This is a genomic window from Streptomyces sp. NPDC054047 (genome assembly GCF_055585065.1).
Window position 1 is genome coordinate 631,690 of the sequence record NZ_JBVJKV010000003.1, and the last position, 14,230, is coordinate 645,919.

The 14,230-nt window shown below is 73.2% G+C and carries 1 protein-coding gene; it reads left to right on the forward strand.

What is annotated here, in order from left to right; translation table 11 throughout:
* Positions 1–32: 32 nt before the first annotated feature.
* Positions 33–14,183 (forward strand): amino acid adenylation domain-containing protein, encoded by a 14,151-nt coding sequence (locus ACZ6ZP_RS14525; protein WP_469406917.1) that lies wholly within the window; start codon positions 33–35, stop codon positions 14,181–14,183.
* The last annotated feature ends 47 nt before the right edge of the window (positions 14,184–14,230 follow it).

Here is a 14,230-nt window from a genome sequence, read left to right on the forward strand (position 1 = left end):
GTTCGAAGCAACTCGCTCTGAGGAGAGAAGCGATGACCCGATCCCTTGTCGAGGACGTGTGGCCGCTGTCGCCCCTCCAGGAAGGGCTGCTCTTCCACGCCGCCTTCGACAGCGAGGGTCCCGACGTCTACCAGGGGCAGCGACTGCTCGAACTGACCGGTCCGCTGGACGCCGACCGGCTGCGGGCGTCCTGGCAGGCGCTCCTCGCCCGGCACGCGGCGCTGCGGGCGAGCTTCCGCCGACGCAAGACGGGCGATGCGGTACAGGTCATCGCACGGGACGTGGAGCTGCCCTGGCGCGCGGCCGACCTCTCCGGGCTCGCGGAGGCGGACGCGCTGGCCGAGGCGGACCGGCTCGCCGGCCGGGAGCGGGCCGAGCGCTTCGACCTCGCGGCGGCGCCGCTGCTGCGGCTCCTGCTGATCAGGATCGGAGCGCGGCGCCACCGCCTGGTGGTCACCAGCCACCACGTCCTGATGGACGGCTGGTCCATGCCGGTGCTGCTGGACGAACTCTCGGCGACCTACGCGGCGGGCGGCGACACCTCCGGGCTCCCACCGGTGACGTCGTACCGGGAGTACCTGGCCTGGTTGTCGCGCCAGGACAAGGACGCGGCGCGGGCCGCCTGGCAGGCGGAACTGGCGGGGGCCGACGAGCCGACCCTCGTGGCCCCGGCGGACCCGGCCCGCTCGCCCCTGCCCCCGGAGAGCCTGATCAACGAGTTCCCCGCGGAACTGACCGACGGCCTGGTGCGGTTCGCCCGCGGCCAGGGTCTGACCGTCAACACGGTGGTGCAGGGCGCGTGGGCACTGGTCCTCGCACGGCTCGCGGGACGCACGGATGTGGTGTTCGGCGCCACCGTGGCGGGACGGCCGATGGAGCTGCCGGGCGTCGAGTCGATGGTCGGCCTGTTCATCAACACACTGCCCGTGCGCGTGCGACTCGACGCCGATCAGCCGGTCGCGCGCATGCTGGCCGAACTCCAGGAGCGACAGTCGTCCCTGATGGCACATCAGCACCTGGGACTGCCCGAGGTGCAAGGGCTCGCCGACTCCGGCGGCGCGGTCTTCGACACCCTCGTGGTGTACGAGAACTATCCGAGCCCGCCCGCGGAACCCCCGTCGCCGGACACCTTCACCGTGCGCATAGCCGCCGGTCAGGAAACCGCGCACTACCCCTTCACCCTGGTGGTGGCGCCCGTCGGCGACCGGATGCTCTGCAAGCTCGACCACCGGCCCGACCTGTTCGACCGCGAGACCGCCGAGTCGGTGTACGCGTGGCTGGTGCGGGTGCTAGAGCAACTGGTCGCCGATCCGTCGGTCCTCGTGGGCCGGGTCGAGGTGCTCGCGGCGCCCGAGCGCGGCCTGGTCGTGGAGGGCTGGGGCGGCACGGCCGGCGAGGCGCCGGGCGCCCTGGTGCCCGAGCTGATGGCCGGACGCGTGGAGACGTCGCCGGACGCGGTGGCCGTCGAGGGCGAACGGACGCTGTCGTACGCGGAGTTGTGGGCGGAGTCCGGCGCCTGGGCCCGGTACTTGACCGCGGTGGGCGTGCGGCGCGGCGACCGCGTCGCCGTCGTGATGGAGCGATCGCCGGATCTGCTGGCGCTGCTGCTGGGCGTGTGGCGGGCGGGCGCCGCCTACGTGCCGGTCGACGCGGGCTCTCCGCCGGAACGCGTGGGCTTCGTCCTCGACGACTCGGCTCCCGCCGTCGTGCTGTGCACGGAGAAGACCCGGGCCGTCGTGCCGGAAGGCACCGAGCCGCTCGTGGTCGACGATCCGCGCGTGCGGGAGGCGGTGCTCACCGCACGTACTGCCGACGCTTCCCCCGTGGGCGTGTCCCCGGTGCTGGTGAGCGCGGACGACGTGGCGTACGTGATGTACACCTCGGGATCCACGGGTGTCCCCAAGGGCGTGGCGGTGTCGCACGGCAGTGTCGTCGCGCTGGTGGGGGAGCGGGGCTGGGCGGTCGGCCCGGACGACGCGGTCCTGATGCACGCCCCGCACGCCTTCGACGTCTCCCTCTTCGAGGTGTGGGTCCCGCTGGCCGCCGGAGGACGGGTGGTCGTGGCCGGGCCGGGTGCGGTGGACGCCGAGCGGGTGCGGGAGCACGCGGCCCACGGCGTCACCTCGGTGCATCTGACCGCCGGTTCGTTCCGTGTCCTGGCGGGGGAGTCGCCCGAGTGCTTCGCCGGACTGCGCGAGGTGCTGACGGGCGGCGACGTGGTCCCGGTCGGAGCGGTGGCGCGGGTGCGCGAGGCCTGCCCGGACCTGGTCGTACGCCATCTGTACGGGCCGACCGAGGTGACCCTGTGCGCGACCTGGCGGGTCTGGGGGCCCGGCGACGCGGTGGGATCGGTGCTGCCCATCGGGCGGCCCTTGGGCAACCGGCGGGTGTTCGTCCTGGACGCGTTCCTCCAGCCGGTTCCGTCGGGCGTGACCGGGGAGCTGTACGTGGCGGGCGATGGCCTGGCGCAGGGGTACTGGGGCCGGGCGGAGCTGACGGCGGAACGCTTCGTGGCCTGCCCCTTCGTGCCGGGCGGGCGGATGTACCGCACCGGAGACCTGGTGCGCTGGTCCGACACCGGTGAACTGCTCTTCGTCGGCCGCGCGGACGCGCAGGTCAAGGTGCGCGGCTTCCGGGTGGAGCTCGGCGAGGTGGAGGCGGCGCTCGCCGCCCATCCGGCGGTGGCGCAGGCGGTGGTGGTCGCCCGCGAGGACGGCCCGGGCGAACGCCGCCTGGTCGGCTACGTCGTACCCCGGAGCCCGGAGGGCGTGGACCCTGCCCTCCTCCGCGCCCACGTGGCCAGGACGCTGCCCGACTACATGGTGCCGGCCGCCGTCCTTCCGCTGGACGAACTGCCCGTCACCCGAAACGGCAAGGTCGACCACAGGGCCCTGCCAGCCCCCGACTTCGCGGCGCGGACCACCGGGCGCGCACCGGGCACGGAGACCGAGTCGGTCCTGTGCGGCCTGTTCGCCGACGTGCTCGGCCTGGAGCGGGTCGGCGCCGAGGACGGCTTCTTCGAGCTGGGCGGCGACTCGATCATGTCGATGCAACTGGTCGCGCGAGCCCGCCGCGTCGGCCTGGTGGTGACGCCCCGGCAGGTCTTCGACGAGAAGACCCCGGAGCTGCTCGCACGCGTGGCGGAGACGGCCGAGAAGACGCGCGGCGCAGGAGCGGATCGGGACGCGGGTGTGGGGGAGATGCCCTGGACCCCCGTGATGCGGGAGCTGGGCGAGCGAGGCCTGCGTGCCGGGTTCGCGCAGTGGACGATCGTCGGCGCTCCGGCGGGGCTCGGCCGGGATGTCCTGGTGGGAGGAGTGGGCGCGGTTCTCGACGCGCACGACATGCTGCGGGCGCGGGTGGTGACCGAGGGGAGCGAGCCCAAGATGTCGGTGGGGCCCCGGGGTTCGGTGGCCGCCGAGGGCCTAGTCGTCCGTGTGGGTGCGGAGGACGCGTCGGACGACTCGCTTGATGACGTCGCGGCGAGGGCGGCGCGCGAGGCGGTGGGGAGGCTCGATCCGGCCGCGGGCGTGATGGTCCGGGCGGTGTGGGTGGATGCCGGGCCGGGACGCGGCGGTCGGCTGGCCCTTGTGGTGCATCACCTGGTGGTGGACGGCGTTTCGTGGCGGATTCTGCTGCCGGATCTGCGCGCCGCGTGCGAGGCGGTGGCGGCCGGCCGGGAGCCGCGGCTCGACCCGGTGGAGACGCCGTTCAAGGCGTGGGCCGACGCACTGGTTGAGGAGGCGACCGGCGAGCGCCGGACGGCTGAACTCGCGGAGTGGACCGATCTGCTCGGCAGTCAGGCCGAACCACTGCTCGGGCGAAGGGAGTTGTCTCCGGAGCTGGACACCGCGGCGACCATGCGCCGCCGTACCTGGACCGTGCCGACGCACCTCGCCGCCACGCTGGTGGGCAGGACGCCGACGGTCTTCCACTGCGGGGTGCACGAGGTGCTCCTGGCATCCCTGGCCGGTGCGGTCGCCCACTGGCGGCAGGAGGCTGCCCCTGGAGTCCTGCTGGACGTGGAGGGGCACGGCCGGGTGGCGACCGAGGGCGTGGACCTGTCGCGCACGGTGGGCTGGTTCACCAGCGTGCACCCCGTCAGGCTGGACATCGACGACATCGATGTGAGCCAGGTGGTGGCCGGTGGCCCGGCGGCCGGAGCACTGCTCAAGACGGTCAAGGAGCAGGCACGGGCGATACCGGGCGACGGCCTTGGCTTCGGTCTCCTGCGCCACCTCAATCCCGCCACCGCGCCGACCCTGGCGGCCTTGCCGCGCCCGCAGATCGGCTTCAACTACCTGGGCCGGTTCGCGGCGGACGCGGCGGGCAGCACTGTGGCCCCCTGGCAGCTGTCCGGAACCGAGGCCATCGGCGGCTCGATCGACCCCGACACACCGGCCCTGCACGCCCTGGAAGCGAGCGCCGCCGTACAGGACACTCCCGAAGGGCCCGAGCTGACCGTCACCTTGAGCTGGTCCGCCGGGCTCCTCGACGACGCCGAGGCGGCAGAGCTCGGCCATGCCTGGGAGCAGGCTCTGGGTGGTCTGGCGGCCCACACCGCCGATCCCCTCGCCGGCGGACACACGCCGTCCGACTTCCCGCTCCTGGCCCTCACCCAGCGGAGCATCACCGAACTGGAATCCGCTGAGCCGGAGTTGGTCGACGTATGGCCCTTGTCGCCCTTGCAAGAAGGGATGCTGTTCCACGCCACGTTCGACGAGGAAGGGCCGGACGTCTATCAGAGCCAGCGCCTGATGGCACTGGACGGTCCGCTGGACGTGGACAGGCTGCGCGCCTCCTGGGAGGCGCTCCTGGCCCGGCACGCGGCACTGCGGGCCGGGTTCCACCGCCCCGAGTCGGGCGAGGCGGTACAGGTCGTCGCGCGGCGGGTGGAACTCCCCTGGCGCGAGGCCGACGTGTCGCGGCTGGCGGACGCCGACGCGGAGGCCGAGGCCGAGCGCCTGGCCGAACGCGAGATGGCGGAGCGCTTCGACCTGACGCGGGCGCCGCTGCTGCGCCTGCTGCTCATCCGCTTCGGCGAGAACCGGCACCGCCTCGCCGTCACCAGCCACCACATCCTGGTGGACGGCTGGTCGATGCCGGTCATCCTCAACGAGGTGTCATCGCTGTACGCGGCGAGCGGCGCCGCGGCGCACCTCTCGCAGCTGTCGCACCTCAGGCCGACTGCCTCCTACCGCGACTACCTGGCCTGGCTGGAGCAGCAGGACAAGGAGGCCGCACGGGCCGCCTGGCGGACGGAACTGACCGGCGCCGACGAACCGACGCTGGTGGCACCGGCGGACCCGGGCCGACCGCCGGTGGTGCCGGAGGTCAGCTCCGCGGAGCTCTCCCAGGAGAAGACCCGGGCGCTGACCGAGCTGGCCCGCGCCCATGGGCTGACGGTGAACACCGTGGTGCAGGGCGCCTGGGCGCTGGTCCTTGCGCGCCTCGCCGGGCGCACGGACGTCGTGTTCGGCGGCACCGTGGCCGGGCGGCCCCCGGAGCTGCCCGACGCCGAGTCGATGATCGGCCTCTTCATCAACACCCTGCCGGTACGCGTGCGGCTCGACCCGGGCGGGCCGGTCCTGAAGATGCTCGCCGAACTCCAGGAGCACCAGTCGGCCCTCATCGCCCACCAGCACCTGGGCCTGTCCGAGATCCAGCAACTGGCCGGTCCCGGAGCGGTCTTCGACACCATGCTGATGTTCGAGAACTACCCCCGGAACTCGGCCACCCTGCCCGGCCCGGCCGATGCACCGGCGGACGACGCGGTCGCGATCACCCAGTTGAACACGCTGGCCGGGACGCACTACCCGCTGGCGGTGGGCGTCATCCCCGCCGAGCGGCTACGCGTCCTGGTGACCTACCGGCCCGATCTGATCGAGCGGGCGACCTCCCTCAGGACGGCACGCCAGGTCGTCCGGGTCATCGAGGAACTGGTCGCAGACCCAAAGGTGTTGGTGGCGCGGGTGTGCGCGCTGGACGCCGAGGATCGCGCGTCGGTCGTGGAGGAGTGGAACGCCACCGAGGCGGAGGCTCTTGGCGGGACCGTGCCGGAGCTGATCGCGGAACGGGTGGAGTCGTCACCCGGTGCGGTGGCGGTCGAGGGTGAACGGACGCTTTCGTACGAGGACTTGTGGACCGAGTCCGGTCGCTGGGCGGCGTATCTGGCCGGTCTTGGCGTGGGCCGCGGTGATCGCGTCGCGGTGCTGATGGAGCGGTCGCCCGACTTGCCCGCGCTGCTTCTGGGCGTGTGGCGGGCGGGCGCGGCCTACGTGCCGGTGGACGTGGGCTGGCCGCAGGAGCGGATCGCGTTCGTCGTGACGGACGCGGCTCCGGCGGCGGTGGTGTGCACCTCCGAGAGCCGAGGCGTGCTGCCGGACGCCGGAGTTGCCGCCAACGCCGTGATCCTCGACGACCCGCAGACACGGGCGGCGCAGGCCACGCATGAAACCGACCAGCGGACCGTCCCCGTGGCGGGGCGGGACCTGGCGTACGTGATGTACACGTCGGGCTCGACGGGCGTGCCCAAGGGTGTCGCTGTGCCGCACGGGAGTGTGGCGGCGCTGGTGGGGGAGCGCGGCTGGTCGGTCGGCCCGACGGACGCGGTCCTGATGCACGCCCCGCACGCCTTCGACGTATCGCTGTACGAGATGTGGGTCCCGCTGGCCGCCGGTGGCCGTGTCGTCACCGCCGAGAGCGGCGTCGTCGACGCCCAGCGGATGCGCGAGCACGTGAAGCGCGGGGTGACGTCCATCCATGCCACGGCCGGCCAGTTCCGTGCGCTGACGGAGGAGACGCCGGACTGCTTCACCGGGCTGCGTGAGGTGCTGACCGGCGGGGACGTCGTCCCGGCCGGGGCGGTGGCCCGGCTGCGCGAGGCTTGCCCGGAGGTCGCCGTCCGGCACATGTACGGGCCGACCGAGGTGACCTTGTGCGCGACCTGGCAGGTGCTCGGTCCGGGCGACGCGATGGGCTTCGTACTGCCGATCGGGCGTCCGCTGCCCCACCGCCGGGCCTTCGTCCTGGACGCTTTCTTGCAGCCGGTTCCGCCGGGTGTGACCGGCGAACTGTATGTAGCGGGCGCCGGGTTGGCGCAGGGCTACTGGAGTCGCGCGAGCCTGACCGCCGAGCGGTTCGTGGCCTGCCCGTACGTGCCGGGCGAGCGGATGTACCGCACCGGAGACCTGGTGCGGTGGACCGAGCGTGGCGAGCTGCTCTTCGTCGGGCGTGCGGACGCCCAGGTCAAGATCCGTGGCTTCCGTGTGGAGCTGGGCGAGGTGGAAGCCGCCCTGGCCGCTCACCCCTCCGTGGCCCAGGCGGTCGTCATCGCCCGCGATGAGGGCCGGCAGGCTGAGCGCCGCCTCGTCGGATATGTCGTCCCCGACGGTCCGCCGCCGGACCCCGAACACATCCGCGCCCACGTGGCCGAGACGCTGCCCGACTACATGGTCCCCACTGCCGTGATCACCCTGGAAACCCTCCCGCTGACCCGCAACGGCAAGGTCGACCGCGACGCCCTGCCCGCCCCCGACTTCGCGGGCAAGGTCACCGGTCGCGCGCCGCGTACGGAGACCGAGGCGGTCCTGTGCGCGCTGATTGCCGAGTTGCTCGGCCTGGAGCGGGTCGGGCCCGACGACAGCTTCTTCGAGCTGGGCGGCGACTCGATCATATCGATGCAGCTGGTCGCCCGTGCCCGCCGCGCCGACCTGCTCCTCAAGGCGCAGGACGTCTTCGAGCACGAGACACCCGCCGGTCTCGCGGCCGTGTCCCAGCACGTGGGCACGGGCACGGCCACGGCGACAGCGGAGTCAGGCATCGGTGACGTGCCCTGGACGCCGGTGATGCGGGAGCTGGGCGAGCGGGGCCTGCGCGGCAAGTTCGCACAGTGGACGATCGTCGGCGCTCCGGCGGATCTCGGCAGGGATGTGCTGGTGGGCGGTGTGGCCGCCGTCCTCGACGCGCACGACATGCTGCGGGCCCGCGCAACGACTGGTGGGGCCGACGGGGGCGGGTACAAGTTGGTCGTGGGGCGGTGCGGTTCCGTCGATGCCGCCGCCCTGGTCACGCGTGTCGACGCTTCGGATGCGCCGGCCGACTCGCTGGATGGTCTCGCGGACGAGGCGGCCCGCGAGGCCACCGAGCGGCTCGATCCGTCGGCGGGCGTCGTGCTCCAGGCCGTCTGGGTCGATGCCGGGCCGGAGCGGACCGGTCGACTGGCCCTGGTGGTGCACCACTTGGTCGTCGACGGGTTGTCGTGGCGCATCCTCGTCCCGGACCTGCGGGCCGCGTGCGAGGCGGTGGCGGCCGGACGTGAGCCCGAACTCGACCCGGTGGGTACGTCGTTCAAGCAGTGGACGGACATCCTGGCCGACCAGGCCACGAGCGAGGGCCGGGCCGCCGAGCTCGCGGACTGGACCGCGCTGCTGGGATCGGTCGAAACCCCGCTCGGAAAGCGGGAATTGGACCCCGCGCTGGACACTGCGGCCAGCATGCGCCGCCGTACCTGGACCGTGCCGACGCACCTCGCGACCACGCTGGTGGGCAGGACGCCGAAGGTGTTCCACTGCGGGGTGCACGAGGTGCTCCTGTCGACGCTCGCAGGCGCGGTCACGCAGTGGCGGCGCGGCGAGGGCGGGCACGTACTGCTGGACGTGGAAGGCCACGGCAGGGACCCGCTCGCGGGCGCCGAACTGTCGCGCACGGTCGGCTGGTTCACGACCACACACCCGGTCCGCCTCGACGCGGCCGCGATCGACCTGGACGAAGCACGCGCCGGTGGCCCGGCGGCGGGAGTATTGCTGAAGACCGTCAAGGAGCAGGCGCGGACGATCCCCGGCGACGGGCTCGGCTTCGGACTCCTGCGTCATCTCAACCCCGACACCGCACCGACCCTGGCGGCTCTGCCGCGCCCGCAGATCGGCTTCAACTATCTGGGCCGGTTCACGTTCGACACGGCGAAGGCAGTGGATACGGCGGCAGGCCGGGCCACCCCCTGGCAACTGGCCGGCGGCGACGCGATCGGCGGTTCGGTGGACGCGGACATGCCCGCCCCGCACGCCCTGGAAGCGGGCGCCGCAGTACAGGACTCCCCCGAAGGGCCGGAGCTGACCGTCACGCTGACGTGGCCCACGGGTGTGCTGGACGAGACCGAGGCGGAACACCTCGCGCATACCTGGCTCGACCTGCTCGCCGGTCTGGCCGCCCACACCACCGCCCCCGACATCGCCTCCGACACCGGTCCCGGCACCCACTCCACCGTGGGCGGACACACCCCTTCCGACTTCTCCCTCCTCGACCTCACCCAGCACGAAGTCGACGAACTCGAAGCAGCGGTGCCGGACGTGGCCGACGTGTGGCCGCTCTCGCCGTTGCAGGAAGGGCTGCTGTTCCACGCGGGATTCGACGACCATGGCCCGGACCTCTACGAAGGTCTGCGCGTCCTGGACCTGGACGGGCCGCTGGACGTGGACCGGCTTCGGGCCTCGTGGGAGGCGATCCTCGCCCGGCACCCCATCTTGCGGGCGAGTTTCCACCGACGTGCGTCGGGCCAGGCGGTCCAGGTCATCGCACGGCAGGTGCAACTCCCATGGCGCGAGATCGACTTGTCGACCCGTTCGTCCGCAGACGCGCGCGCCGCACTCGACCGCATCGTCGAGGACGAGCGCACCCGGCGGCTTGACGTGACGCAGGCCCCGCTGCTGCGGCTGCTCCTTGTCCGGCTCGGCGAGAACCGGCATGCCCAGGTGGTCGTCAACCACCACATCGTCACGGACGGCTGGTCGCTGCCGGTCCTCATCGCCGAGATGTCCGCGATCTACGAGGCAGGCGGTGACGGGCGTGCGCTGCCCGCCGCGACCTCGTACCGGGAGTACCTGGCATGGCTGGAACGCCAGGACAAGGAAGCGGCGCGCGAGGCCTGGCGCACGGAGTTCGCGGGCGCGGACGAGCCGACGCTGACAGCGCCCGACGATCCGTCCGTCGCACCGGCCCTACCGGCACGCGTGCCCTACGAGTTCGGCGAGGAACTCACCCGAGCGGTCGTCGGCTTGGCGCGCGGCCACGGCCTGACGGTGAACACGGTCGTGCAGGGCGCCTGGGCGCTGCTCCTCGCCCGGCTCGTCGGGCGCACGGACGTGGTCTTCGGAGCGACGGCGGCCGGACGGCCCGCCGAGCTGCCGCGTGTGGAGTCGATGGTCGGCCTGTTCATCAACACGCTTCCCGTACGGGTCGACGTGCTCGGAGAGCAGTCGGTCGCCGCCATGCTGACCGGTCTCCAGGAGCGGCAGGTCGCGCTCATGTCCCACCAGCACATCGGCCTCTCCGAGATCCGCAGGCTCGCGGGTCCCGGCGCGGCCTTCGACACGCTGGTCGTGTACGAGAACTACCCACGCCCACCCCTCCGTGAGCCCGCGCCCGACACCTTGTCCCTTCGCCCCGGCGGCACACCGGAGGACACGGGCCACTACCCGCTGACCCTGATCGCGGTGCCCGGCGAGCGGCTGCACGGCGAGTTCATCTACCGGCCCGGAGTGTTCGACCGCGCCTGGGCCGAGGAGATGGTGGCGGCACTGGGCACTGTGCTCGAAGGGATGGCGGCTGATCCGTCGGCGCCCGTGGCGCGGGTGGGCGTACTGGGCGGGGCTCGGCACGACCTCGTCGTGGGCGAGTGGAACCGTACGCAGGTGCCGGTGACCGCGGAAACGCTGCCCGAGCTGTTCCGGCGGCAGGTGGAGCGATCGCGGGATGCCGTCGCCCTGGTGTCGGGAACGTCGGGAACGGCGGGGGCTTCGGAGACGTCGGGTGAGCAGTCGCCGACGTACGGAGAGCTGGAGGCCGAAGCCGGGCGCTGGGCGCGCTGCCTGATGGAGGCGGGCGTGGGGCCGGAGTGCCGGGTGGCCTTGCTGGCGCCGGGGTCGGCGGCGACGGTGGTCGCCGTCCTCGCGGTGTCCATGGCGGGCGGGGTCTTCGTGCCGGTGGACCCGGGATACCCGCGGGAGCGAGTGGCGTTCGTCCTCGCGGACGCGGACCCGGCGGTGCTGCTGTGCACGCGGGAGACGCGCGCCCTGGTGCCGGAGGGGTTCGCCGGCCACCTGATCGTCCTCGACGACCCGGAGGACGCCGCAGCGGTCGCCGCCGCCGGGAAGACGGCCGGGCCCATCGGCCAAGAGGAGCGGACCGGACCGCTCACCGCGGACAACGCCGCGTACGTGATCTACACCTCGGGGTCGACCGGGGCGCCGAAGGGCGTGGTCGTGCCGCATGCGGGGCTCGCCAACCTGGCGCGGGCGCAGATCGAGCGGTTCGCGGTGGGGCCGGATGCTCGGGTGCTCCAGTTCGCCTCGCCGAGCTTCGACGCGGCGGTGTCCGAACTGTGCATGGCGTTGCTCTCGGGAGGTGCGCTCGTGGTGCCGGGGGCCGACGCGCTGCCGCCCCAGGTGTCGCTCGGGCAGGCGGTGCGCAGGTGGGGCGTGACCCATGTGACGGTGCCGCCGAGCGTGCTCGCCGTGGAGGAGGAACTGCCGGCAGAACTGCGGACATTGGTCGTGGCAGGAGAGGCGTGCCCCCCGGCGCTCGTGGACCGGTGGTCCGCGGGGCGGCGGATGGTGAACGCGTACGGGCCCACCGAGCTGACGGTGTGCGCGGCCATGAGCGCGCCCCTGTCGGCGGACGGGGACGCAGGCGGGACTGTAGGCCGTCAGGACGCGGTGCCGATCGGGCGACCGATGGCCAACGTCCAGGTGTTCGTCCTGGACCGGTTCCTCCAGCCCGTCCCGCCCGGAACGCCGGGCGAGCTGTACGTCGCGGGCGCGGGCGTGGCCCGTGGCTACTGGGCGCGGCCCGGTCTGACCGCCGAGCGGTTCGTGGCGTGCCCGTATGCACCCGGCGAGCGGATGTACCGGACCGGGGACCTGGTGCGCTGGACCGACGGCGGTGAACTCGTCTTCATCGGGCGCGCGGACACCCAGGTGAAGGTGCGGGGCCACCGCGTCGAACCGGGCGAGGTCGAAGCGGTTCTCGGCGCGCATCCAGAGGTCGCCCAAGTGGTGGTCGTGGCGCGCGACGACCGGCGGTCCGGGGAGCATCAGCTGGTCGCGTACGTGGTCGCCGCCGCCTCGGTCGTCACCGATCCGTCAGGCGTCGCTGACCCGTCGGCCAGCACCACCCCCTCACCCGTCACTACCCCCTCACCCGTCCCCGCCCCTTCATCCGTCACCGCCACGTCGGAGACCTCGCGCACCGATCAACTCCTCAGCGCCCTCCGCGACATCGCGGCGCAGCGTCTCCCCGCCTCCATGGTCCCGTCGGCGTTCGTCCCGCTGGAGCGGCTGCCCCTCACCGCCAACGGGAAGGTGGACCGGCGCGCGCTGCCCGCGCCCGACTTCGCGGGGAAGGTCTCGGGACGGGAGCCGCGCACGGAGACCGAGGCGCTGCTGTGCGGTCTGTTCGCCGAGGTGCTCGGCCTGGAACGGGTCGGCGTCACCGACAGCTTCTTCGAGCTGGGCGGCGACTCCATCTCCTCGATGCAACTGGCCTCCCGCGCCCGCCGCTCCGGCCTGGTGGTGACACCCCGGCAGGTCTTCGAGGAGAAGACCCCCGAGCGCGTCGCGACGGTGGCACAGGCGGCCGACGGCGCCGGGCGCGACGCCGTCGAGGACATCGGGGTCGGCGAGGTGCCCTGGACCCCGGTGATGCGGGAGCTCGGCGAACCCGCGCGCCGCCCGAGGTTCGCGCAGTGGGCCCTCGTCGGCGCTCCGGCCGGTCTCGAACGCGACGTACTCCTGGCCGGTGTGGGGGCCGTACTCGACACCCATGACATGTTGCGTGCCCGCGTGGCCCCGGCGGACGGCGACGGCAACGAACCACGCCTGGTCGTCGGCGAACCAGGTTCCGTGCACCCCGCGGACGTGGTCACCCGCGTGGCCGCCGAGGGCACGGCGACCGCAGCGCTGGACGAGGCCGCGGAACGGGCGGCGAAGGAGGCCGCCGAGCGCCTCGACCCGTCGGCGGGCGCGATGTTCCAGGTGGTGTGGGTGGACGCGGGCCCGGAGCGGGTCGGCCGACTGGTCCTGATGGTCCACCACCTGGCCGTGGACGGCATGTCCTGGCGGATTCTGGTGCCCGACCTGGCCCTCGCCTGCGAGGCCGCGGCGGCGGGCCAGGAACCCGTGCTCGATCCCGTGGGCACATCGTTCAGGCGCTGGGCGAACCTCCTGGCCGCACAGGCGACGGAACCGGACCGGGTGGCGGAGCTCGACGCGTGGACGGCCCTGCTCGACGGCGTGGAACCGCTCCTCGGCCGACGTGCGCTCGACCCGGCGGTGGACACCGCCGGGACCACGCGCCGCGCGTCCTGGCAGGTCCCGCGAGAAGAGGCGGCCACGCTGGCGGGCCGGACCCCCGCGCTGTTCCACTGCGGGGTCCACGAGGTGCTCCTGGCGACGCTCGCGGCAGCCGTCACGCGCTGGCGCGGCACGGGCGGGCACGTCCTGCTCGACGTGGAGGGCCACGGCCGGGAACCGGTCGAAGGCGCCGAACTCTCGCGCACGATGGGCTGGTTCACCAGCACCCACCCGCTCCGCCTCGCCGTCGCCGCCGTGGATCTGACCGAAGCGGCGGACGGCGGTCCGGCGGCCGGAGCACTCCTGAAGGCGGTCAAGGAACAGGCGCGAGAGGTGCCGGGCGACGGACTGGGCCACGGCTTGCTGCGCCACCTGAACCCCGAGACGGGCCCGGTGCTCGCCGCCCTGCCCGGCCCGCAGATCGGCTTCAACTACCTGGGCCGATTCACGGCGGGCAACGCGGGGGACGCGGACGCGGGCGACGTGGGTGACCCGTCCGCCGGCCGCACCGTCACGGCGTGGCAGCTGGCCAAAGACACGGCGATCGGCGGGTCGGCCGACCCGGACATGCCGTCCATGCACGCCCTGGAGGCGGGCGCGGCCATCGTGGACACTGCTGACGGGCCCGAGCTGACCATCTCGCTCAGCTGGGCGGGCCAGGTCGTCGAAGGCGCCGCGGCCGAACGCATCGGCCGGCTCTGGCTGGACATGCTCGGCGGCCTCGCCGCCCACACCACCGATCCCACGGCCGGTGGACACACACCCTCCGACTTCCCCCTCCTCGGCCTCGCGCAGAGCCAGATCGAGGAGCTCGAAGCCGGATTCAACCCGCTCTGAAGCCCTGGAGCCTGAAGCCCCGGCCAAGAGGCGCCGAGGCCCAGAGG

Excerpts from the sequence above, each read along its gene's own strand:
- ACZ6ZP_RS14525 (WP_469406917.1), top strand. The coding sequence starts at position 33 with ATGACCCGATCCCTTGTCGAGGACGTGTGGCCGCTGTCGCCCCTCCAG.